20 protein-coding genes are annotated in these 23,311 nt (G+C 44.5%); 11 read left to right on the plus strand and 9 right to left on the minus strand.

The features are described from left to right. Positions 1 to 72: 72 nt before the first annotated feature. Positions 73 to 585: a hypothetical protein gene (locus ACX0G7_RS20200; protein ID WP_458925336.1), complete on the minus strand. Its 513-nt coding sequence runs from the start codon at positions 583 to 585 to the stop codon at positions 73 to 75. A 312-nt stretch (positions 586 to 897) separates the two neighbouring features. On the opposite strand from ACX0G7_RS20200, the gene ACX0G7_RS20205 reads away from it, so the two are divergent. From ACX0G7_RS20205 to ACX0G7_RS20240, 8 genes are all read left to right on the plus strand, one after another. Continuing rightward, entirely contained in the window at positions 898 to 3,060 is a 2,163-nt protein-coding gene (locus tag ACX0G7_RS20205) for a heavy metal translocating P-type ATPase (RefSeq protein WP_458925337.1), read from the plus strand. Between the two features lie 71 nt (positions 3,061 to 3,131). Then, entirely contained in the window at positions 3,132 to 3,671 is a 540-nt protein-coding gene (locus tag ACX0G7_RS20210; protein ID WP_458925338.1) for a hypothetical protein, read from the plus strand. 42 nt (positions 3,672 to 3,713) lie between these two features. Next, entirely contained in the window at positions 3,714 to 4,286 is a 573-nt protein-coding gene (locus tag ACX0G7_RS20215; RefSeq protein ID WP_458925339.1) for a carboxymuconolactone decarboxylase family protein, read from the plus strand. A gap of 17 nt (positions 4,287 to 4,303) precedes the next feature. Continuing rightward, the gene (locus ACX0G7_RS20220; RefSeq protein ID WP_458925340.1) at positions 4,304 to 7,069 is read left to right on the plus strand and encodes a TonB-dependent receptor; all 2,766 of its coding nucleotides are present in this window, start codon (positions 4,304 to 4,306) and stop codon (positions 7,067 to 7,069) included. 6 nt (positions 7,070 to 7,075) lie between these two features. Next, positions 7,076 to 8,278, plus strand: coding sequence for an MFS transporter (locus tag ACX0G7_RS20225; protein ID WP_458925341.1), 1,203 nt, complete (start codon positions 7,076 to 7,078; stop codon positions 8,276 to 8,278). Between the two features lie 11 nt (positions 8,279 to 8,289). Next, a complete protein-coding gene (locus tag ACX0G7_RS20230) occupies positions 8,290 to 8,841 on the plus strand; it encodes a carboxymuconolactone decarboxylase family protein (RefSeq protein WP_458925342.1) in 552 nt (183 codons plus the stop codon). Positions 8,842 to 9,033: 192 nt separating this feature from the next. Further along, a complete protein-coding gene (locus ACX0G7_RS20235; RefSeq protein WP_458925343.1) occupies positions 9,034 to 9,501 on the plus strand; it encodes a carboxymuconolactone decarboxylase family protein in 468 nt (155 codons plus the stop codon). A gap of 312 nt (positions 9,502 to 9,813) precedes the next feature. Continuing rightward, the gene (locus ACX0G7_RS20240; RefSeq protein WP_458925344.1) at positions 9,814 to 11,475 is read left to right on the plus strand and encodes an amidohydrolase; all 1,662 of its coding nucleotides are present in this window, start codon (positions 9,814 to 9,816) and stop codon (positions 11,473 to 11,475) included. A 16-nt stretch (positions 11,476 to 11,491) separates the two neighbouring features. Here the strand turns inward: ACX0G7_RS20240 and ACX0G7_RS20245 are convergent, their stop codons facing one another. The 8 genes from ACX0G7_RS20245 to ACX0G7_RS20280 form a co-directional block, all read right to left on the minus strand. Then, the gene (locus ACX0G7_RS20245) at positions 11,492 to 12,352 is read right to left on the minus strand and encodes a sterol desaturase family protein (RefSeq protein ID WP_458925345.1); all 861 of its coding nucleotides are present in this window, start codon (positions 12,350 to 12,352) and stop codon (positions 11,492 to 11,494) included. A 98-nt stretch (positions 12,353 to 12,450) separates the two neighbouring features. Next, positions 12,451 to 13,887 (minus strand): dihydrolipoyl dehydrogenase family protein, encoded by a 1,437-nt coding sequence (locus tag ACX0G7_RS20250; RefSeq protein WP_458925346.1) that lies wholly within the window; start codon positions 13,885 to 13,887, stop codon positions 12,451 to 12,453. 227 nt (positions 13,888 to 14,114) lie between these two features. Next, a complete protein-coding gene (locus tag ACX0G7_RS20255) occupies positions 14,115 to 14,813 on the minus strand; it encodes a TIGR04283 family arsenosugar biosynthesis glycosyltransferase (protein ID WP_458925347.1) in 699 nt (232 codons plus the stop codon). Beyond that, positions 14,806 to 15,414, minus strand: a complete 609-nt coding sequence (locus tag ACX0G7_RS20260; protein WP_458925348.1) for a TIGR04282 family arsenosugar biosynthesis glycosyltransferase — start codon at positions 15,412 to 15,414, stop codon at positions 14,806 to 14,808. The genes ACX0G7_RS20255 and ACX0G7_RS20260 overlap by 8 nt, the downstream gene beginning before the upstream one ends. Positions 15,415 to 15,425: 11 nt before the next feature. Beyond that, complete coding sequence (locus tag ACX0G7_RS20265) at positions 15,426 to 16,238, minus strand: purine-nucleoside phosphorylase (protein WP_458925349.1); 813 nt, start codon at positions 16,236 to 16,238, stop codon at positions 15,426 to 15,428. A gap of 166 nt (positions 16,239 to 16,404) precedes the next feature. Further along, a complete protein-coding gene (gene arsS / locus ACX0G7_RS20270; protein WP_458925350.1) occupies positions 16,405 to 17,457 on the minus strand; it encodes an arsenosugar biosynthesis radical SAM (seleno)protein ArsS in 1,053 nt (350 codons plus the stop codon). After that, the gene (locus tag ACX0G7_RS20275; protein ID WP_458925351.1) at positions 17,457 to 17,792 is read right to left on the minus strand and encodes an arsenosugar biosynthesis-associated peroxidase-like protein; all 336 of its coding nucleotides are present in this window, start codon (positions 17,790 to 17,792) and stop codon (positions 17,457 to 17,459) included. Before ACX0G7_RS20275 ends, arsS begins: the two co-directional genes overlap by 1 nt. A 113-nt stretch (positions 17,793 to 17,905) precedes the next feature. Next, positions 17,906 to 19,291: a serine hydrolase domain-containing protein gene (locus tag ACX0G7_RS20280; protein WP_458925352.1), complete on the minus strand. Its 1,386-nt coding sequence runs from the start codon at positions 19,289 to 19,291 to the stop codon at positions 17,906 to 17,908. Between the two features lie 824 nt (positions 19,292 to 20,115). Here ACX0G7_RS20280 and ACX0G7_RS20285 point away from each other — a divergent pair. The 3 genes from ACX0G7_RS20285 to ACX0G7_RS20295 all read left to right on the plus strand — a co-directional run bounded on the left by ACX0G7_RS20285 (position 20,116) and on the right by ACX0G7_RS20295 (position 23,207). Continuing rightward, on the plus strand, positions 20,116 to 21,213 hold the full coding sequence (locus tag ACX0G7_RS20285) for a Fic family protein (protein WP_458925353.1): 1,098 nt from the start codon (positions 20,116 to 20,118) through the stop codon (positions 21,211 to 21,213). A 95-nt stretch (positions 21,214 to 21,308) separates the two neighbouring features. After that, on the plus strand, positions 21,309 to 22,403 hold the full coding sequence (locus ACX0G7_RS20290; protein ID WP_458925354.1) for an NAD(P)-dependent alcohol dehydrogenase: 1,095 nt from the start codon (positions 21,309 to 21,311) through the stop codon (positions 22,401 to 22,403). A 549-nt stretch (positions 22,404 to 22,952) separates the two neighbouring features. Further along, the gene (locus ACX0G7_RS20295; protein ID WP_458925355.1) at positions 22,953 to 23,207 is read left to right on the plus strand and encodes a hypothetical protein; all 255 of its coding nucleotides are present in this window, start codon (positions 22,953 to 22,955) and stop codon (positions 23,205 to 23,207) included. Positions 23,208 to 23,311: the final 104 nt, after the last annotated feature.

Raw genomic sequence — 23,311 nt, forward strand, 5'->3', positions numbered from 1 at the left:
AAAAATCAGCCAAGTGTGAAGTGAACGGGGTAGGCTGGCATATGGAAGGCATTCGGTAACCTGAAAATCCTGCTATTTGATAATGGGAAGTTTGTTACAATCTGTTCGCGTAAACAGGATACTACTGTCAAATACGAGGGTTGAAATATCCCTGAATATCATTCTGCCGTTGTCATCTTCGACATCTCCGAAGCCCTCGACCAATACATCTCCCTGTTTGAGGAAAACAACCTGCCTGACAGAGGTTGTTCCTTCAGCAGTAAATTTATAATCTGCAATGATCGTATCGCCCCTTAATCTACCATTGATTATCCCGGTATTGCGGTCCTTCTCAAAGAATTTATAGGTAAGTTCCCCGCTCACTGCAGTATCCCGGCGCGTGAATGACAGGAGAACAGTATCTCTGTTGAGAACAGAGTAACACTGTTTAATGCCATCCGGTATATCGGAGGTTATTGCAATAGTGTTATCATCAGATCCCACCACGGTAGTGGTATCATTTGAACCGCCTGTTGTCTTTTCGACTGGTTTATCATTGCATGCCATAACTAAAAGCAAAACCACGGCTAATATTCCTTGTTTCATCAAATTGATTTTTGTGGTCACTGACCATATTGATCAGATGGCATCAGCTCACCCGAAAGTAGCTATTTCCGAAAGGTTGCTATTTGCCAACTTATGCTATCAAGCACCATAATTACCGGCCAATTTTGCAAACCATCGATCGCAGGAATAAAGGTCCTTAAATTATTTTGAAAACATGGTTGCAAAAATCACGCACAAAATGCCGCACAGCCCAGGATCTGCAACCATCATGCAGTCTCTTATTTGATTTGGGCAACAGAATGCGGTAATTTTTTGTTTAATAATATAAGATCTACATACAAAGAGAATGGAATGAGTACTCTTAATCCAAAAAACAGCGATCAGAAGAAGGTTCACGAAATCCATGATCACAACGCCCATGATCATAACAGCCATATTGGTAGTGGTCATGTTCACAAGCGGAATGATTACAACTCCCATGATCAGAAAATCGCTGATGACCATCGTCACGATAAACACAGCCGTGGCTACCAAAATCACGCTGATCATAGCCATGAGCATCATGATCATAATCACAGTCATGACGACCATTCTCATGATGATCACAGTCATGGCGATCATGATCATAATCACAGTAATGACCAATCGGCCATTCCCGGATGGCGCGGGCACTGGGACCTGCTCCTTGCCTTAACAATTCTTGTGGTATTGCTCGTTCTGAAATTTGCGTTGAACTATTCCCTGCCCCATCCTTACGGTTTTGCCATTAATCTCCTGGCATACATACTCGCCGGTAGGGAGGTAATCTTACTTGCCCTCAGAAAATCGTCCAGGGGAGATTTTTTTAACGAATTTGTATTGATGACTGTGGCTACCATCGGGGCTTTTATACTTGGTGAATATGAAGAAGGCGTAGCAGTAATGTTGTTTTACCAGATAGGTGAATGGTTCCAGGATGCGGCAGTAGGGCGGGCTAAACGAAGTATAAAAGCTTTGCTGGAGATAAGACCCGACACGGCAACAGTAATAAGGTCCGGACAACCCGTAAAGGTTGACCCGTCAGACATAGCGATTGAAGAAATCATTGAGATAAAAGCAGGAGAAAAAGTTCCGCTTGATGGCATCCTGTTCACCACGCATGGATCCTTCGACACTGCGGCCCTCACAGGAGAAAGCAAACCGGATACAAAATATAAAGGCGAGAGAGTATATGCCGGAATGATAAACCTGAATACGGTAGTACAGGTCCGGGTACAGGCCCTGTTTAAAGATAGCAAACTCAGTAATATTCTTTCAATGGTGCAAGACGCCAGTGCCAGGAAATCACAAACACAGTTATTCATTTCAAGATTTGCTAAAGTTTATACTCCCATAGTGTTTTTTCTTGCGCTGGCGGTTTGCTTCTTGCCGTATTTTTTTGTAGCTGACTATCAATTCAGCACGTGGTTTTATCGTGCGCTTGTGTTCCTGGTGATCAGCTGTCCATGTGCATTGGTTGTATCTATACCACTGGGTTATTTTGGGGGAATTGGACTGGCTTCAAGGAATGGAGTGTTGTTCAAAGGCGGAAACTTCCTGGATGTAATGGCAAAGATTGACACTGTCGTAATGGATAAAACAGGAACATTGACCGAGGGTGTATTTAAGGTCCGCGAAGTGGTGCCGGTAACTATGGCAGACTCCGAATTCATTTCGATAACAGCTTCCCTTGAATCAAATTCAACACATCCTGCCGCACGCGCCATTGTGGATTTTGCGGATGAAAAAGGTTACGCAAGAGCAATCGATGTGTCGGAAGTGGAAGAAATTCCGGGCCACGGGTTAAAAGGGATAGTTGACAGGAAGATTGTTCTGGCCGGTAACGCTAAACTTCTTGATAGATTTAATATCACTTATCCATCTTCGGTCGCGACTATAGCCGACACCGTTGTTATAGTTGCTGTTAATTCCGTCTATGCCGGGTATATCACCATTGCTGATGTGTTGAAACCGGATGCCGTTAGTGCGGTGAGGCAAATGCATCACCTGGGACTGAAGACTGTCATGCTATCGGGAGATAAGGATTCTGTTGTTGCAGAGTTTGCCAGGACATTAGGGATAAATGAAGCTTATGGCAACCTGCTGCCTGAAGACAAAGTGAACAAAGTACAACAGCTGAAATCCGCCGGCAGACGAATTGCTTTTGTGGGTGATGGGGTAAACGATGCACCGGTTATTGCACTCGCTGATGCCGGTATTGCGATGGGTGGTCTTGGCAGCGATGCTTCAATAGAAACTGCTGATATCGTAATTCAAAATGACCAGCCGTCAAAAATAATCTCGGCAATTAAAGCAGGGAAGATCACCCGGCAAATTGTTTGGCAAAACATCATACTGGCTATGACAGTTAAGTTGCTCGTATTGGCTCTTGGAGCAGGTGGTGTGGCAACTTTATGGGAAGCTGTTATTGCTGACGTGGGAGTTGCCCTACTTGCCATCCTTAATGCGGCCAGGATACAACATCTGAAAAACTGATTCTTCAGAATTTCTTGTTCCATTGGAAATAATATATATATTTATCGAATCTTAAGCCCAATAAAAGCTTTGTGAAAAAACTGCTTGCTTTAATTTTACTTCTTGTTCACTTTTTTAATCTTGCAGGATATACATTCCTGTTTGGATATCTTGGGCAGCAGTCTACTGAACATATCACCCGGCAGATCGAACAACATCACTACGATGATGCTGAACTGGTTGAGATTCGGATTCCATTGAACCTTCCATACATTACGTCCTGGAGCAGCTATGAGCGAATAGATGGTGAGATCACCATTAATGGCAGTCATCATAACTATGTCAAAAGAAAAGTTTCTGGTGATACACTATATCTCCTCTGCTTACCTAACCGGGAAAAAGACGAACTACAGGTTGCGAAAAGCAATTTTGGTACCGATGCAAATGACCTTGGAGGAAAGCAGGAAACCCAGCAGGTAAAGAAAGGAGCGATGTTTACCCAATACCAGATTCAGGATGCTGATTATGCCATCGTATCCAGGATGGTTGACGGGCTCATGATTTATCCCCTGATCACCTCGTCTCTTACAGATTCATTTATTGATAAACATGGCAGGCCACCGCGATCATAAAAGCTGACACGTTCACTTTTTTTGATCATTTAAAATTACGCCATGCCATATATACCGGTACAGGAACATCTTCCTGGTATCACAGGCTTGCTGGAATTCCGTCAGGATACTGCAAGGCCGATACGGGAACTTACCCAATTTCTTCTCAGGGGAAATAACTCATTGACCGCCGCCGAAAGGGAGCTGATTGCAACCGCCGTTTCCGGTGGCAATGAATGCACTTTCTGCACAACCGCACATGCCGCTGCCGCTGACAGGTTGTTGGGGCAAAGTAAGAGCTCCAAAGAAGTGCTGCATAATATTGATACCGCCTCAGTCACCCCAAAACTGAAGGCCCTGTTATACATAGCCATGATGACGCGCGAGAGTGGCAGAAGTGTTACGATCGAAGCAATCAATGACGCAAAAGCTGCAGGAGCAACAGATCTGGAGATCCATGACACAGTTCTGATAGCAGCCCTGTTTTGCCTTTACAACCGTTATGTCGACGGGTTGGGCACAGCTCTACCTGGCGACAGCAACTATTATAACAAGCTCGCCGAAAGACTAGCAACTAACGGTTATGTACGACCGCCGCATGGATTTCCTGACCCCAAACAATCAACCAACTCTTAACTTCTTCAAAATAATTTATGAAATACGCATCAGCGCTTGTATTTGCGCTTGCACTCTCCTTTTATGCCATGTCCCAGGATCTGAAAATCTCAGGCAATGTAACTGATGGCCTCACAAAAGAACCGGTGAGTAATGCAAGCATTTCCGTAAAAGGAAAAACAAAGGGTACCATATCAAACGACAAAGGTTATTTTTCTCTCAACATCACAAACATCAAATTTCCGTTCACAATTGTTGTCTCATCAGCCAGTTATGCGGAGAAAGAAATCACCGTTAATGCAGTGACTTCTACGCTGAATGTTTCTCTTGAGCAGAAATCCGCACTTAATGAGGTAGTGATATCTGCCTCAAGAATGCGTGAAAACATTTTGCAATCACCGGTCAGTATCGAAAAAATGAATTACCAGGCGGTTAAGGAAACACCTTCACTTAGCTTTTATGATGGTCTTCAAAGTCTGAAAGGGATGGAAATGTATTCTGTGGGTCTTGGAATGAAAACAGTCAATACGCGCGGATTCAATGGCACGTCCAACGCAAGGTTCCTTCAACTGATAGATGGGATCGATAACCAGCCCCCCGGTCTGAATTTTCCAATGGGTAATTTATTTGGAGTTTCCGATATAGATGTGGAAAGCGCTGAACTTATTCCTGGTGCCGCATCTGCGCTGTACGGACCGGCTGCCTTCAATGGAATGCTTAGTATACAAACCAAGGATCCATTTAAGTACCAGGGCTTATCCGTGCATCTGAAAACCGGTTTGAATCATATAGATGAAGATTTCGCTAACCCGCATGGGGTAAACGATATCGCAGTGCGGTATGCAAAGGCATTCAATGACAAATTTGCATTTAAAATCAATATCGGATATTTCAATGGTCTGGACTGGTATGCAAATAACTACACTGACATCAGCCCGGGCACCCCGGTTGATAAACGCGGACCTTCAAATCCTGGTTACGACGGTCTGAACATCTATGGTGATGAGGTTTCCCGAACACTGCCAGGCATTGGCCTGGTTGCAAGGACCGGCTACGAGGAAAAAGACCTTATGAACTATAATACATATAGTTTCAAAACAAACGGCTCCCTTCACTATAAGATAAAAAACAATCTTCGGATCATTTATCAATACAATCGCGCACAGGCTCTCGCAGGATTTACCAGCAGTGCACGTATGAATGTGAATGGTTTCATTTTGCAGACACACAGGCTGGAGCTAAGACATAATAATTCTTTTGTACGGGTTTATAGTTCAGCCGAGCGTTGTGACAATGGTTACAACACCAGGACACTTGGGCAGTTCATAAACCGTTATTGGGTAAAGGATCTTGATGGTAACACTGTTGCCCCGGGTGTCGCAGACAACACCTGGTTCACGAGGTACTCTACCGCATACAAGGGAGGTATTAGCGGTATACCTGCTTCGGACCATGTTATGTCAAGGGCGTTCGCTGACCAGGGTAGACTGCTGCCCAACACACCCGGTTTTAACGATGCTAAAGATGTTATTTCTAAACAATATGGCACCCAGGGCGCTGGTATATTCAGTCATAACAAATTTTATCATGCAGATGGTCAGTATGAATTTGAAACGATAAAAGTAGTCGACCTGCTTGCCGGGGCAAGTTTCAGGTACTATGATATGAATACCAATGGAACATTGATTGATGACAAGGACAAAAAGATAACCATCAAAGAATATGGCGCTTTTATCCAGGCAGCTAAACGACTTTTGAATGATAAACTTAAATTGACCCTGTCACTCCGATACGACAAAAACGAAAACTTCGATGGTAGCTTCACGCCCCGTTTTTCCGGAGTTTATACCTTAGTTCCGAATCATTACCTGAGAGCGTCCATTCAGAGCGGTTTCAGAAATCCAACCCCGATCGATCAATACATTAAACTCAATGCCGGACCGATCACTATCCTTGGTGGTGTTCCTAACAATAGTGTCGGAATGAATGTTTACGAAAATTCATTCACTGCTGCTTCAGTGGGAAAATTCAGCGCTGCCTATGCGGCAACAATGGCTGCAGGAGGAAAAACACCCGCAGAGGCAATTGAAGCAACTAAAAATGTGCTTGTTCAATCCAACTATCCTTACATAAGCCCGGAGAAACAGAATGCTTTTGAGGTCGGTTACAAAGCACTGGTCGGTAAGCGACTGTTTGTTGACGTCAATTATTACTATAGCCGTTATACAAATTTCATATTAAATGCAGTGGTAGTTCGCCCCCAGAATCCTGTTATGGTTGATGGATCTATAAACTCAGCTGCAGCAGCCGATATTCTGAACGGTGGTGTTCAAAATTTCCAGTTATATACCAATGCCGAAGACAAAGCTTCTGCACAGGGTGCAACCCTCGGCCTTACTTACAACCTCGACAAAGGTTATACAATTGGCGGCAACATTACGTGGTCCTCTTTTATTCTCGGAAAAGCAGATGCAACGAAGGTTGCACCGTTCAATACACCGGAATGGAGCACTAACCTTTCTTTTGGGAATCCGGGTGTATACAAAAATTTTGGTTTCAACCTGTCATGGCACTGGCAGGATGCATTCCAGTGGTACGGTCCATTTAATGGCATGCGACCCGGACCGGTCAGTGCTTATTCACTGGTAGATGTCCAGATAAACAAAAAGCTCCCGGACCTGAAGGCAATGGTAAAAATAGGTGCAAGCAATGTTTTAAATAACAAGGTCTACACTGCCTATGGGTCACCATACATTGGTGGACTGTACTATGTTTCTTTTACCATTGATGAACTGCTTAAATGATAAACAATGAACAAAACCTCAAATTTATACCTGGGCACCCTGTTCGCGATTTGTTTTTTGTGCAGTGTGCTTGGAGGAACTGTGTCCACGCTGATGTCGGTTTACCTGCCTGTTGCGGTAAAAGATTTGATGGGTGAGACAACTACAGATCTGAATGCAATAAGCGCTTACATAAACGCCTTATTTATTTTTGGATGGGCGTTTGGAGGATTCACATGGGGAGTGATCGGGGACGCAATCGGCAGGAAGAAATCACTTCTTTTCGCTATAACCTGCTATGGAATATTCACCGTTTTTACTGGTTTGATGACAAGTTGGTGGGGGGTTATGCTTTGCAGACTGTTGAGTGGGTTTGGTGTGGGAGGAGTTGCGGTGGCTTCATACACTTTGCTAAGTGAGGTCTGGCCTCAAAAAAGCAAAGCAATTGTAATAGGTATTTTATCTATTGCTTTCCCCATCGGAATATTCTCCGCCGGTCTTATCAATTATGTTGTAAGCTCATGGCGGGAAGGATTTATGGTAGGCGTGATCCCTATCGCTTTGGCACTGGTTGGTGCTATGATTATTAATGAATCAGATAAATGGATAGCCGATAGAAGCATTCTTTTACAAAGAGATAATACATTTAAAACGATGTTCTCTGACAATCATCGCAAAGATGTTATCAGCAGTTCCATTATCTATGGTACCATGCTGATAAGTCTCTGGGCAATCTTTTCATGGTTGCCAACCTGGATTCAAAGCCTGATCACCGATGCAGATGCGCAGAAGCAAAGAGCCACCTCAATGATGCTGCTGGGCATGGGCGGACTGGCCGGCGGTTTCCTGTCCGGTTGGATCGTGAAAGCAATTGGTATTCACAAGTCAATGACAATTGGATTTGCTACCTGTGCAGTATTGTCATTTGTATTGTTTAAAAGCAATACTGTATTCAGTCCGGTAATCTACCTGGAGATCGGGGTGCTGTCTATATTTTTCGGATTAAATATGGGAATCATGTCATCCTATATCCCTCAATTATTCCCCACACAGATCAGGGCAACAGCTACCGGCTTTTCACTGAACATAGGTCGCATCTTTACCGGCCTGGGTGTTTTGTTTGTTGGCGTGCTTGTTACTCTGTTGGGTGGCTATGGAAATGCTTTACTGATCTTTTCAATGATTTTCGTTTGTGGACTGATAGTCGTATTATTTGTAAAACCAAAGTAAAAAATTTTGTTATGGCATATATAAATGTCCCCGAAGGCGTCCCTGGTATCAGGAGCCTTGCTATGTACAGACCTGAAACAGGTAAACATCTTTATGAACTCGCACAGGTTTTACTGCGCGGACCATCTCCTTTAACTGAGGCTGAAAGAGAAATGATCGCAACATTTGTTTCCTCCCGTAACAGCTGCGTATTCTGTACAAGCAGCCATGCTGCTGCCGCAAGATGTTTGCTCGGCAGTGAGTCGGGGTTAATGGATGATGTGCTGCATGATTATCAAACCGCGGCGATCAGTGATAAAATGAAAACTTTACTGAATATCGCCGGGAAGGTGCAGATTCTGGGCAAAGAGGTTAAGCAGCACGATATCGACCTCGCACGTTCGGCAGGCGCAACTGACCTGGATATACATGACACTGTTCTGATCGCTGCAACTTTTTCCATGTTCAACAGGTATGTAGATGGGCTCGCAACCTTGACGCCAACAAACCCGGGTGATTACGAGGAAATGGGCAAAAGGCTCGCCGAAAAAGGATATGCACCACCACAACCACAGGCCGTTTAATCAACAAATTCGTTAAAAACAACTTCAGCAGTTATCAATGTGAAAAAGATGTCTACAGCTTAAGGGTTGTCAAATTTTTTAAATGAAATTCCTGTCACACTCATGCGAGGCGATTGCACTCTTTAATTAATACCAGCTATTTTTTGTGGTAATCAACATACTTAACAAATATCATTGACTAAAAACCTTGTTATGGCGCATATAGATTTAAAAAACGATGAACCCGGCATCAGGGGACCGATGGCCTACAGTCCTGAAACTGCAAAGCCAATGAACGAGCTTGCAGAAATCTTATTAAGAAATGAAAACAATTCACTGTCCAGGGGAGAACGGGAGTTGATCGGCACCTATGTTTCTTATCTCAATGATTGTTTCTTTTGCCAAAGCGTCCATGGTGCCATGGCGGGATATTATATGGAATGTGATCTCCAACACATTCAAAATCTTAAGCAGGATTTCCTTGACTCTGACCTTTCGGAAAAAATGAAGGCCTTACTTGTAATTGCAGGTTCCGTTCAGAAGGGAGGGAAATTTGTTACTGACCAGCAGATCCGGGAAGCAAAAGAAAAGGGAGCATTGGATAAAGAAATACATGACACAGTACTTATTGCCGCGGCTTTTTGCATGTTTAACCGGTATGTAGACGGACTTGGCACATGAGCACCGTTGGATGCGGATGTTTACGTTAAGCGTGCACCATTAAGGGCGGCACAGGGTTATATTGGCTCCGTTCCTCCCGTAACAATTCAATAAATATCCCCTTCATTCATTCCCTCTTCCAAAAGAATATCCTGAGCCGGTTAATCATATTGACCGGCTCATTTACTTTGACATAAATTCTGTCATTTATTTAAATGATCGTGCGTATATTAGAGTTCAGCCTGCACCATCTGTAGTGATCCTTTTCAAGGTACCTGGAACCAGGCCCGATTGCTGCCATCGTGAAATTATTTCCAACACAAAACTGACAATATGCAATCACTGAGATCAATTTCTGTTTATTCCTTTTTGTTCGTATCGTTCAATTTCATTTTTTCACTTAATACATTTTCCCAAAATAAGCCAGCCAAAACTGATCCTAAATCTGCTAAATCAGATCCCAAAGTAGAGGGGTGGAAGAAGGATGTAATCAAGTCGCTGGACGGTAAATTGAAAACGGCTCAGGAGATGGTGGACCAGGTTTTCAGCTTCTCTGAACTTGGGTTCCAGGAAACTGAAACCTCAGCTTATCTCACAGGGATACTGGAAAAAAATGGCTTCACCGTGGAGCGGGGAATCGGTGGTATTCCCACTGCCTGGATTGCAAAATGGGGAAATGGAAAACCGGTGATTGCGATGGGAAGCGATATTGACGGCATACCTAAAGCATCGCAAAAACCAGGCATCGCTTATAAGGAGCCCATCGTGGAAGGTGCGCCCGGGCATGGCGAAGGTCATAACTCCGGCCTCCCGTTATTGATCCTGTCGGCCCTCGAGGTAAAGCAAAAGATGGAGCAACAGAAACTACCCGGAACATTAATTATCTGGCCGGGAGTTGCAGAAGAGTTGGTTGGCACCAAGGCCTGGTATATAAGGGATGGATTCTTCAAAGATGTTGATGCATGTATCTTCACACATGTCGGTAACAATCTCGGTGTTTCCTGGGGTGACGCCGGAAACAATGGTCTGGTTTCTGTTGAGTTCACATTTGAAGGGAATTCGGCCCATTCTGCCGGCGCTCCATGGCGTGGCAAAAGCGCCCTGGATGCTGTTGAGCTGATGGATATCGCATGGAATTTTAAAAGAGAACATTTAAAACCCACCCAACGTTCGCACTACGTGATCACTGACGGAGGCGATCAGCCTAATGTTGTTCCTTCGAAGGCATCTGTATGGTATTACTTACGCGAAAGAACATACGAAGACATCAAATCAATGTATGACGAAGCTGTGCTGTATGCAAAATCTGTCGCAACGATGACGGGTACAACAGTCAGCCATAAATTGTTGGGTACTGCATGGCCAGGCCATTTTAATAAAGCAATTGCGGAGTCTGTTTATAAAAACATCAAGTCGGTCGGTTTACCTGTATGGGATTCGGCTGATCAGCAATTTGCCAGGGCGGTTCAAAAGCTGGTGAATGCACCTAAGAAAACACAGCGGGGCGAGCCAATTGACGGACTCGCAGTAAAGATCGATACACTCGGTGGACCTGTTCAGTTTTCAATGGGTGGCGGGAGCGATGACATTGCTGACATTGCCTGGAACGTTCCAACAGTGGTTGTTCGTTATCCTTCCAACATCCCGGGTACACCGGGCCACAACTGGGCTGATGCTATGGCAATGGCAACACCCATCGCACATAAAGGAGTATTGGCCGGTTCAAAAGTAGTCGCTGCTACTTTACTTGATATGTTAACCGATCCTAAGATCATTGCCGATGCCTGGACCTATCATAAAAATGTACAAACGAAAGAAACAAAATACATATCGTTTGTTCAGCCCGATGATAAACCCGCGATTCACCTGAATAAAAAGATAATGGATGAATACAGGCCGTTGTTAAAAAAATACTACTACGATCCATCAAAATACAAAACATATCTTGAACAGCTTGGTATCACTTACCCGCAATTACAGAAAAAAGCGTTTTGATTTGATGGTTGAATTACTATTCTGGGCTCTCTTTTTTATCTGTGCGGTGAGGATTCCGATGCAATACATTTTCGGGTGAATTCCATTTACGTATTCTTGTGAATGGAAGCTTTAGCAGGTAAAAAATAGTGAGCTCAGATTGGTTACTATATGAAGGCTCCCCTGTTACGATGAGGTTTTGGTCAATATCCAGGCGGTCGGTCCTATGTATTCTATCCCACATTGAGAAAATAACAGAGTAGTTGCTGTCTGTGTGTTGTTTGACTACGGAATGATGGATACCATGCATCCTTGGAGTTACTATGAAGAGATTAAGCGTTTTTTCAACAGAGATTGGAAGCTTCCAGTTACTGTGATGAAATTGTGTGGCAGCTTCAAAGACAATTTCATAGATCAGCACCAGTTCAGGAGTTGCCCCGGTTAATAAAACCACAAGCCCCCTCGAGAATACGGAGCCAATAAGCTCGCCAAAATGAAACCGAAAAGCAGTAGTGATATCAACATCCGGGTCCGTATGATGAACCAGGTGAAATCGCCACAAGAAGCCAAGCTTGTGATTTAAGTAATGCCAGATGTAGTTGCCATAGTCAAGCAGCAAAAACGCGAGACAGCCTTCGGCCCAGGGAGGTAAGTCGATAAGATAATTTAATCCGAATTGAATACGCTGGTTGAAATATGCGATGGCAGCCATGACCGGTAACAGTAGATACCTGAGAAGTACTAAGGCCGGGATCGAAACGATCACATTGGTAATTATTCGCTGCCATCTGTTTCCCACCCTTTTCCTCAATTGAAACCTGGATTCCAGGAGAAAAAGAACAAGGAACACAGTGACCAGTATCGGAAAGCCCACGGTATCAATAAATTCATGAATCAACCCCGTTAATTTTTTATGAAGCTACATATGTTTGTAATCTTTCTTACCGATTTATTCAGCCGTTTGAGTAACCTTGCGTGACTATGCCTGCATTACAACTAACTAAAAATTTTAAACGCGGTTTTCAATAATCGTTTGACCAATAAAGTCAGGCTTTCTTCCTTGAGATTGATCACCAGTTGCTGATTGATCCTTGATGCAACAGGATAAGGATAGATCTTATTGAAGATCTCGTTAACTGAAATTCCAGCCGAATTTGCAAGCAACAGCTCCTGTATCATTTCCCCTGCACCGGGCGCAACCATCGTTCCACCGAGGATTTTACGACCCCTCAAAAACCTCCCCGGCCCCAGGTATAAAATAAGTCTGCCATAGTCTGAGCTATCTACTACCGCACGATCATCATTCTGAAAATCCTGTATTATTTTCCGGTATTTTATTTTTTTAATGCTCAGCTCCCTTTCACTATATCCGAAAGTAGCCAGCTGCGGGTCTGAAAATGTTACCCATGACATATGCCTGTTGTCAAGCTTCCGTTTAAACGGGGAAAAGAAATTATTGATAAGTATTCGTGCATGAAACTCTGCTGCATGAGAAAACTTAAGGTCACCCGCGACATCTCCACAAACAAAAACATGCCTGTTACTTGTTCTAAGATAATTGTCGACAACTATTTTTTCATCTTTCACAAGGATGCCAGCTTTTTCAAGGCACAGGGAGCGAAAATTTAGTTCTCGACCAACAGCAACAAAGACAGCATCAAACGCTGTTGTTTCACTATCGCCTTCGCCACTTTTCACTATTGCTTCGGTCGATGAAATAAACTTTACGACTTTTGAATTTAATTTCACGACAACTCCTTCGTGCCTGAGTCTTGCTAGCAAAATCTCAGCGACTGAATATTCATCGCGATCCAGGATCATTTTGTCACTGTGAATCAATATAACCTTGGAACCTAACCTGCTTGCAGCCTGGGCCAGCTCGACGCCAATGGGACCACCACCTACAACCAGCAGCGTCCCGGGTAATTTGTCGAGTTTCCATATATTTTCATTGTCCAGGTAATGTACGGTATCGCTTCCCGGAACGGTTAACCTTGCCGCCGTTGATCCTGTCGCGATCACAATTTTTTTACCGGTATAAGTTTCTCCATCAACTTGTATTTCGTTACGGCCGCTGAAGGCTGCAATACCGAGAGCAACTGAGATTCCCTCGTTTCTCAGCCATTCTGCGTTTTCATGTTTTCGAATCAAAGCCTGCTTGGATCGCACATAGTCCATTATCTTCTTAAAGTCAGGTTTGCCTTCAACCTTTACACCGAAGTCTGCAGCCAGTCGAGCTTTGAAAACGATATCAGCTATATGGATCAGGGCTTTGCTCGGAACACAGCCATCATTCAGGCAATCACCTCCGATGTCGTGGTCCGACTTCGAAATCATCATTACCCTGAACCCCGCCTTATTCATAAATAAGCCAACACTCAGTCCTGCTGAACCGCATCCTATAATAATGATATCAAATGGTTGAATGGGCATAATTGTCCTGGTGGTCGTTATTATAAAGATGTTGTTTGCATTAAGCAAAATGGCATAATAATCTTGCCAACCATTTGTCAAGATTCATTTGGATCACGCAACATGTTATAATCTTCTTGCCGGGTTCCGTATAAAGGTATAGCTGCATCACGCAACATGCTATAATCTTCTTGCGGGGTTCCGCATGAAGGTATAGCTGCATCACGCAACACTGAACCGGGGCATATTTACAATTTATCCTGCTTAATAAGTTTTCTATAAGTAGAAACCAACTTTTGCTGCGTGTACCCAAACTTATACATGAAAAAAATGAGAAAGAAAACTGCCTGGGTTTTGAATAAACCATTTTCCAGGTATTTTCTTGCTGACGTTATTACGGGCTTTTTAATCACAATAAATTCCGATTGATCGCTGATCCTTGTCACCAATTCATAATCTTCCATTACAACATGATCCTCGCGAAAGCCTTTGTGTGACCGGAACAGTGGTTTCCTAATGAACAAACTCTGATCGCCATACCGGAATGCGCCGACATTGAACCGGGTGAACCAACAAAGTGTTCTCAGGAACCAATGGTCATGATCAAACGCTAACATAAAGCAACCAGCACCGGCGCCACTTTGAATCGCTCTTTTAACGTCTGTTGAAAACCCTTTTGGCGGAATGGTATCAGCATGAATAAAATATAACAAGTTCTCTTTAGCGTGTTCAGCGCCATAATTCATTTGTGCAGCACGGCCCTTTCGGGGACTGCTGATAACACGACAGTTTGTTAATGCTGCTGTGTTTATCGTATCATCTTTACTACCTCCGTCTGAAACAATTATTTCACTAACAAGATTTTCAGTATCATGTTGCCTTATCAGTTCGATGGTCGGCACGATATGCTTTTCTTCATTGTAGACGGGTATAATAATACTAATCATGGAGCCACGCGTTCATTGATTTATGTGCTATCAAATCCTCCTCTGTATCTATGTCAGACAGTTCCTCAAGCAGATAGGTACTAAGATTTAATCGGGAACATATCCTTGAGGTCTCTTGCAACACGGTTTCTGAGCTCCAGTTTATCCCCCTGAAAAGTTCGCCATGCATTTTATTCATCCCTAGCAAATAATATCCTCCATCCTTTGCAGGTCCGATAACAACGTCACTATTTCCCAGGTTGTCAAAGGCCATTGTTATTATGCCGGGTGTAAGACCAGGACAATCTGTTCCAATGATCATCACGCGCCGGTAGTTCAATTCAAATGTGTCACGAAATGCGTTTTCCATTCTTTGCCCCAGTCCCGCGCCACGCTGCAATTTCTTGGTATAGATCTGATCACTCCAGTGGTCTTGAGTTCCTATTGCATCCGAATAATAAAGCAATTTAGTGACAGGGAGATCACTTGTGATTGTATTTGTGTACAGCAACATACGGCGATAGATAGACAGTGCCATATCTTTTCCTACTGCGGCGGCGAGCCTTGTTTTAACCTGGCCGTGTATTGGGTTTTTCGTAAATATAATTAGTGCCTGTTCCATGTATTTTGATATCAGGCGAGATGTTTTATGGTTTCATAAATAAGTTTGGATAAGATAAGATCCGCTTTGCCGGCAACGGCTATGATCTCACTTATGTTGACCGGTTTTAAATGATCCGGATCACACTCGTCGGTAACAACGGATATCGCTGCGCATGGCAGTTGCATATGACTGGCTGCAATTACCTCCGGTACAGTCGACATTCCAACCAGGTCAGCTCCAATTACCTTAAGATACCGGTATTCTGCTTTTGTCTCAAGGTTTGGACCGTTGACCGCAGCATATACGCCTTTATGAATTTTTATTCCCAAGCGATCAGCCTGGGCGATGATTGCCTTGCATAATGTTGGGCTATATGGTTCACTCATATCCGGAAAACGTCCGCCAAGCTCATCAAGGTTCCGGCCGGTCAAAGGGTTTCCTGATTGCAGGTTGATATGATCATCTATCAGTACAATGTCGCCTTTTTTGAAATCCGTATTTATGCCCCCGGCTGCGTTGGAAAGAAACAATTGTTTTATACCTAACAGCTTCAGCACACGTACAGGGAAAACTATTTCCTGTAAACTATAACCTTCGTAAGCATGTAACCGGCCCTGCATAATTAACAGGTAGTGATCATCGATCTTACCATAGACCAGGTTGCCTTTATGAAACTCCACTGTTGACAAAGGAAATCCTGGTATGTTCGTATAGGGGATCGTGTCTATTACATCTACCAGGCTGATGATATGATGCAGTCCGGTGCCTAACACAAGGCCGGTTGTAGCGTTTGTTATTCCCCGGCTTACCAGATAATCTCTTGCTTCTTTTAGTTTTTCCATGTGATATAATTTGTACCCTGCATGTTACTGCAGCCCGCGTTAAGCCCTTTTATTTAGCTTTACCATACTGCCAACCCTTCATGTAATAGCAACCGGCGTTAAGCCCCTTTCTTAACTGTACCTTACGTTGAAGCCTTTATGTAAGTGCACCTCCACATTGATTTCCTTATGTAACTGCACCCCCACAACTCGAACCCGCGCCGGCGGTGCATCCAAAACAATGCTGACCAATTACTATGTTCCGGTGCTGAAGATCCGGAGCATTGAATTGTGAGATATGATTCAACGGGTGATCGATTTTTAGTTCCAGCATTTGGTTGAAATCACAATCGTATAAGTATCCATCCCAACCAATCGAAATGGTGTTCCGGCACATCACATTAGCTGCAGCTGCGGGGTTGTATGCATTGGCAAGCTTTTCCATGTATGTTTCATAGTTACCACTTTGTAACAGGTAGTCCAGGAAACGACTTATGGGAAGATTGGTTATCGCAAATAGATTATTGAAGCTGATATTAAATTTAGACTTCAGCGCCAGCCGGTATTCCCTTGTCAGCGATTCCTCTGAAGGAGGAAGAAAGGCACCTGCAGGATTATAGACAAGATTCAATACGAGATCGGTCCCTTCCATGCCATAGCCGACATCGTTCAAAAGCTTCAATGCCTTAATACTATCCTCAAATACTCCCGAGCCTCTTTGCCTGTCGGTCCGGTCCTGTGTATAAAAGGGCAGCGAAGAAACAACTTCTACTTTGTGTTTCCTGTAGAAAGATGGCAGATCATTATATTTCCTGTTAGCAACTATTATCGTGAGATTGCAGCGGACGATCACATGCCTGTCAAGCTTTTTTATCTCTTCAACAAACCATCGGAAATCAGGATTCATTTCCGGTGCTCCCCCTGTAAGATCCACGATGCCGAGCCGGGGATTATTTTGAAGAGCCTGCAAACATTGATGCATCGTAGTTCTGGTCATGATCTCGCGCCGGTCCGGACCGGCATCAACATGACAATGTTTGCAAACCTGGTTACACATCTTTCCAATGTTCACCTGCATTATTTCCGGAGCTAAAGGCTGCAAGGGCAACAAGCCGCTCTCCGCTAATTTCTCCTGGAAGGGCACGAGGGCAAAACCGTCGGGACCGCCATGGGTTAGTATCTCTTGCTGGACACTTGCATCAGCAAGAATGTTATGTTGTGCACGGAGTGACTTGATCATTACATCGCAATTTCCTTTACCTTATTCATCATCTGCACACCATGAACCAATGAGGCCCCACCCCGTATCGATGCAGCCACGTGAACCGCTTCCATCATCTGGCCCTCGCTCCAACCCTTTTCAAACGCATCACTGCTATATGCATCTATGCAATAAGGACATTGCACGGCATGTGAGACAGCTAATGCAATTAAAGATTTTTCACGTGCTGTGAGTTCCCCGTCTTTAAACACTTCTCCGTACCATGCAAAAAACTTTTCTCCCATTGCCTGCTGGAAGTCCGTGATGTTACCGAACTTCTTAAGATCAGCCGGGTTGTAATAATTATTATTCATTTAGATAGATTTCGTTAGATATCGTTGCTAATACAAACTGTAACTATATATGTTCTTAGTGTTTTGAAGATGATGGTTTAAGTGACTTATGTCCATAATGATTTGGCATTATGTTATTTGCCCTGGGTATTAATTGACCCTATAAGAGATTTTAGTAATTCGTTCTCTCCCCATTGACTCGTTTTTGTAAATCCAAGCCGTACTACAACAAGCTTTTGAGAGGGTATTACAAAAACATTTTGTCCTTCATAACCATCGGCGTAAAACATGTCAACCGGCAGATCAGGATAAAGCCTGTTAGAAGGGTTATTTTTCTCGCCGGCATTCAACCACCATTGGAACCCGTATTCGCCGCGTTCCGTAGCGCTCGCAGGTGTTACTGTTTGCCTCACCCAGTCTTCCGGCAGGATTTGTTCTCCGTTGGATTTTCCGTTATTGAGGTACAGCAATCCAAAACGCGCCCAATCGCGTGCTGTGCCATAACAAAACGAGGATCCGATAAAAGTGCCGGAAGCATCTGGTTCAATCACCGTCTGATACATGCCTAGTTTATAGAACAACTGTGTATATGGAAATGAATGATATATTGAATCCCCCAGTTTTTGCCTGATTATACGCGAAAGGATGTTTGTATTACCGCTGCTATAGCGAAAATCCTCGCCGGGCTTTTTATTATGAGGTCTGGCGGCGGCATATCCTGCTGCATCCCCTTCAACGAAAAGCATTCTGTTCGCGTGAGAACTCTTGTCATATCTTTCTTCAAAGTCAAGACCGGTTGTTTGCTGAAGCAAATGCCGGGTTGTAATCGCATGTCGCAGGTCTTTGGGATCGCTCCACTCCGGTACTGGCGCAGGTTCATCAATTTTAAGACCTTTTTGATTCACAAAGATTCCCGTCAAAGCGCCGATGATGCTTTTCGTCATGCTCCAGCCGTTAAGCCGTGAAGAAGCCGAATAGCCAGGTGCATATTTTTCGGCGATTATCCGGCCATCATATAAAACAATAAGTGCCCTTGTCTGGTTTGCCGGTTCACCGTCACCCAGAACAAATGTGTTGGCCACTGCATTTACTACTGCAAGCGAATCGACACATGAAGGATAAGGGTCGGCAATGCGGTCCCCCATCGGCCAGGCCATTGTGTCTGATTTTCCCGTGACGGGCGCAGGAATAGCGAATCTTTGGGCCCTGATTTCTTTTTCAGTCAAACCATTTACGAGAGTTACACCAAGCCCTTTGCGGAAAATTGCTTTCTGACTTGCCATTCCGGCAAGCGAACAGGTCACTGATGAGTCTTTATAATCTATTGTGAAGGTTGCCATGTTTAATGGCGTGAAATTCATTTCCTGGTCTTTGATGCTCTGCTCAGTTCGTCCCGAGATAAATATCCCCGAGCCCATAATTTTTGCTCCATAGCCAGTGGCCACAGGGAATACCTGGGAACAGTAATAGACTGCATATAACACCGCCACTATACAAACTGCGATAATTAGTTTCTTCATCTGTTTTCACTTGAGTTCATTAAGTTAACATTCATACCGATCACTCGACGGTTTGAATTAAGAGGGAAAGCAATGACTGTCAATTTCCAGATGAAATTTACATAAGTTATCAGTCGGCAGGAAACAATTTTTGTTCGGCGTTCACAACCGGCTTTGCCTGTAAACATGATTGTGCATCAAAAGGGCAGGATTTCAGATTATTCCAATAGTATTTAAGGAATGTAAGGCCAGAGGTACTAACTGTCAAGAGTAAGCGCTCTTGATTCATTCGTGAATGGCCTGTAGCCTTGTAGGCATATAATTGTATATGTGCAAACAGGGTGTTAACCCCCGCACTGCATTCCTATTCACCATGGTCGGATTCCCATCCACCATGGCCAGTTCATTCATCATGGTCGGATTCCAATTCATCATGGCCAGTCCATCTACCATGGTCGGATTCCTATTCGCCACAGCAGTTCATCCACCACGGCCGCCCGATGCCTTTGTCTCTTAGAGTTGAGGACTTCGCTATCCTGACTTGCCGTTAAGGCCCCGGCTTGTTTGCAACGTTTTGTATGCGGAGCGTTTTTTCTAAATATCACTGCTGGTCAATATGACTGCTGGTCACTCTAAGTTGGGTGGAGATTCCCCCTATCCCGGTAATCGGGGTTTGTAATACCCTAAACTGGACTTGATCGGACTTTTACAAGGCACCCTTTTGAACAATTAATTCTGATTCCGGTCGATGCGGAGAATAAAGCGGTTATTCTCCGCATAATTAGCGGAGAACAAATCGTCCGTGCGGAGAATATATGTTATATTCGCCGCAAATATTGCGGAGAATGTATATCTATCATCAACAAGGCTGGCCAACCCTGGCCTGGGACAAACTCAGGCTGAGCGACTTGCTGGCCGGTGTCCGGTACCGCCAGGGTCGACTCATCGGCCATATGCAGGCGCTTGGATTTTCCCTTCGGGAGGAAGCCATGCTGCAGACCCTGACCCAGGAGGTCATCAAATCGAGCGAGATCGAGGGTGAAGTATTGAACCGCGACCAGGTTCGCTCCTCGCTGGCGAAACGCCTGGGAATTGAAATAGCAGGGAGTATCCCGGCGGACCGGAATGTTGAAGGGGTCGTGGAGATGATGATCGATGCCACTCAAAACTTTACCAACCCGCTGACGGAAGACCGTCTGTTTGGCTGGCATGCCGCACTTTTCCCAACCGGCAGAAGCGGAATGCACAAGATCACCGTAGGAGCATGGCGCACAGGTGCACGCGGTCCTATGCAAGTCGTGTCCGGCGCGATCGGAAAAGAAAAGGTGCATTATGAAGCCCCGGACGCCAGCGAGATGCAGGCAGAAATGACTACGTTTCTAAATTGGTTCAATACCAGTCAGGACCTTGACCCTGTACTGAAGGCGGGGCTTGCCCACTTGTGGTTCGTCACAATCCACCCTTTTGAGGATGGAAACGGGAGGATTGCACGTGCGATTGCTGATATGCAATTAGCCAGGGCTGACGACAGCCCCCAACGTTTTTACAGCATGTCTTCGCAAATCAGAAAAGAGCGGAGCGACTATTACAATATCCTGGAAAAAACGCAAAAAGGCGGTTTGGACGTGACCGAATGGATCGAGTGGTTTCTTAATTGCCTCGACCGGGCCTTGTTGGCAACCGGTGACCTCCTGGCGAACGTAATGATAAAGGCAAGGTTCTGGGAAAAGCATTCCGGCGTCAGTTTAAATGATCGCCAGCGCCTGATGCTGGACCGGCTGCTCAATGGCATTGAAGGAAAAATGACCTCATCGAAGTGGGCGAAAATGGCCAGGTGCTCGCAGGACACCGCAACACGGGATATCCAGGACCTGATCAACAAGGGAATGCTCACTAAAGAAAATGCGGGCGGGCGCAGTACGAGCTATGTGTTAATCCCGTAATTTACCTTTGACACATAATATTAGATCCGCCTCAGTGAACAAGCTTACGGCACAGATGTTGAAACGTTCATTCACTCACTTATCAAATTATTAACATGGAAACATTAGAGGCAGCAAAGAGTAAGAATATACATAACACCAAAGCGGTTAAAGCTTTTGGTACGGAGTCAGCCAAGGCCCCACTAAACCAAATGGATATTAACCGCAGAAAGCCAACACCTCATGATATAGAGATACAAATCCTTTATTGCGGTGTTTGCCATTCTGACCTACATACCGCGCGTAGCGAATGGGGTCCTTCACTTTATCCCTGCGTTCCCGGCCACGAGATCGTGGGTAAGGTTGTGAGTGTTGGCAACCACGTGAGCAAGTTTAAAGTTGGCGATACTGTAGGCGTCGGTTGTATGGTTGACTCCTGCAGGGAGTGCCAGTATTGTAAGGAAGGGCTTGAGCAATATTGCGAGCCCGGCATGACCGGTACTTACAATTCGCCTGATAAGCAACTTCCGGGTAATCCAACCTTCGGCGGATATTCAGAAAGCATCGTTGTAGACGAAAATTTCGTTTTACGGATTCCCGACAACCTTGATCCTGCTGCAGCGGCTCCCTTGCTTTGTGCAGGTATCACTACTTATTCACCGCTACGTCACTGGAACGTAGGTCCGGGTCAAAAGGTCGGTGTCGTTGGTATCGGCGGTCTTGGACACATGGCCCTTAAGATTGCAAAAGCTATGGGCGCACATGTCGTAGCATTTACTACATCAGAATCAAAATTTGCAGAAGCCAAACGACTGGGCGCTGATGAAGTAGTGCTGTCAAAAGACAAAGAACAAATGGCTGCCTACCGCGGTAAGCTGCATTTCATTCTCGATTGCGTTTCTGCTGAGCATGACATTAATGCCTATCTCGCCCTGCTGCGTGTTGATGGTTCATTGGCACTCGTTGGGGCACCGGAGAATCCACTGCCTGTTGCAGCATTCAGTCTTATTCCCGGCCGTAAAAGTTTCGCCGGCTCCATGATCGGAGGCATTGCCGAAACGCAGGAGATGCTGGACTTCTGTGCCGAAAAAAATATTTCTGCAGATATTGAAATGATCGACATTCAGAACATCAACGAAGCCTACGAACGTTTGTTAAAAGGTGACGTAAAGTATCGCTTCGTAATCGATATGGCCTCCCTGAAAAGATAGTTCATCGATACCTGCAAATAAATTTGAAACCCATGCGCCTGATGCCGCATGGGTTTTATCGTAGATGGCCGTATATCTCCCCGCAGTTTTTTCAAAAACTTCTCACGTACCGTAACTTCCGCATTCATTTCAAACGTTACTTTCCTGATTAGTGTTCAAGTTCTGTACCGGAGCGTGAAATCTTTCGTTTCAGACTGGTTGCGCACTTCAATTCTTCGCCCAACATTATTGCTGCACCCAGGATAAGTTTTCCCTCGGACATTGAATATACCACATAGACATCCCCCCCACAAAACGACCCATAACTTTAAGTCATGAGTCGTTTTGTGGTGTGAGGTGGGATCGAACTGCCGACACAAGGATTTTCAGACCAAATCATTCCGTATTAATATGGTTAAATCTGTAGGAACAAAATGATAATTAGGTTTTTTCCGTGATATAGATCGGACTGCCCGCGCTATTGCTGACATCGAACTGGCGCGAACCGATGCAAGTCCACAACGGTCGATAGCATGTCGTCGAACATTGGCAAAGAGCGTAATGATTACTATGACCTTCTGGAGAAAACCCAAAAGGAGGTTAGATATTGCTGTCTGGCTGGAATGGTGTCCCAATTGCCTCAATACAGTATTGCTGACAGCATTCGACATTCTTGCAAAGGTGATAAAAAAGGGGAAGGTCTCGGAAAAGCCTACTGAAAGCACGTTGAACGAGCGGCAACGCTTGATGATTGATAAAATGCTAAATGGTTTCGAAGTGGAAATTGAGGTCCTTGAAATGGGCAAAAATAGGCACGTGTTCTGATGATACGGCCCTGAGCGACATTACCGATCTAGTGAAGCGTGGTATCCTTCCAAATAAGAAACAGAAGAAAAAGGAAAAAAATTGCATATGTGTTAATCGATTAG

The sequence above is a fragment of the Flavitalea antarctica genome, from assembly GCF_054461535.1.

What these genes read in the sequence shown, in the direction of transcription:
- ACX0G7_RS20260 (WP_458925348.1), bottom strand. Translation starts at nt 15,414, where the DNA reads ATGGAACAGGCACTAATTATATTTACGAAAAACCCAATACACGGCCAG.
- ACX0G7_RS20200 (WP_458925336.1), bottom strand. Translation starts at nt 585, where the DNA reads ATGAAACAAGGAATATTAGCCGTGGTTTTGCTTTTAGTTATGGCATGC.
- ACX0G7_RS20205 (WP_458925337.1), top strand. Translation starts at nt 898, where the DNA reads ATGAGTACTCTTAATCCAAAAAACAGCGATCAGAAGAAGGTTCACGAA.
- ACX0G7_RS20280 (WP_458925352.1), bottom strand. Translation starts at nt 19,291, where the DNA reads ATGAAGAAACTAATTATCGCAGTTTGTATAGTGGCGGTGTTATATGCA.
- ACX0G7_RS20230 (WP_458925342.1), top strand. Translation starts at nt 8,290, where the DNA reads ATGGCATATATAAATGTCCCCGAAGGCGTCCCTGGTATCAGGAGCCTT.
- ACX0G7_RS20220 (WP_458925340.1), top strand. Translation starts at nt 4,304, where the DNA reads ATGAAATACGCATCAGCGCTTGTATTTGCGCTTGCACTCTCCTTTTAT.
- ACX0G7_RS20265 (WP_458925349.1), bottom strand. Translation starts at nt 16,238, where the DNA reads ATGGAAAAACTAAAAGAAGCAAGAGATTATCTGGTAAGCCGGGGAATA.
- ACX0G7_RS20290 (WP_458925354.1), top strand. Translation starts at nt 21,309, where the DNA reads ATGGAAACATTAGAGGCAGCAAAGAGTAAGAATATACATAACACCAAA.
- ACX0G7_RS20295 (WP_458925355.1), top strand. Translation starts at nt 22,953, where the DNA reads ATGACCTTCTGGAGAAAACCCAAAAGGAGGTTAGATATTGCTGTCTGG.
- ACX0G7_RS20215 (WP_458925339.1), top strand. Translation starts at nt 3,714, where the DNA reads ATGCCATATATACCGGTACAGGAACATCTTCCTGGTATCACAGGCTTG.
- ACX0G7_RS20225 (WP_458925341.1), top strand. Translation starts at nt 7,076, where the DNA reads ATGAACAAAACCTCAAATTTATACCTGGGCACCCTGTTCGCGATTTGT.
- ACX0G7_RS20285 (WP_458925353.1), top strand. Translation starts at nt 20,116, where the DNA reads ATGTATATCTATCATCAACAAGGCTGGCCAACCCTGGCCTGGGACAAA.
- ACX0G7_RS20275 (WP_458925351.1), bottom strand. Translation starts at nt 17,792, where the DNA reads ATGAATAATAATTATTACAACCCGGCTGATCTTAAGAAGTTCGGTAAC.
- arsS (WP_458925350.1), bottom strand. Translation starts at nt 17,457, where the DNA reads ATGATCAAGTCACTCCGTGCACAACATAACATTCTTGCTGATGCAAGT.
- ACX0G7_RS20250 (WP_458925346.1), bottom strand. Translation starts at nt 13,887, where the DNA reads ATGCCCATTCAACCATTTGATATCATTATTATAGGATGCGGTTCAGCA.
- ACX0G7_RS20235 (WP_458925343.1), top strand. Translation starts at nt 9,034, where the DNA reads ATGGCGCATATAGATTTAAAAAACGATGAACCCGGCATCAGGGGACCG.
- ACX0G7_RS20255 (WP_458925347.1), bottom strand. Translation starts at nt 14,813, where the DNA reads ATGATTAGTATTATTATACCCGTCTACAATGAAGAAAAGCATATCGTG.
- ACX0G7_RS20240 (WP_458925344.1), top strand. Translation starts at nt 9,814, where the DNA reads ATGCAATCACTGAGATCAATTTCTGTTTATTCCTTTTTGTTCGTATCG.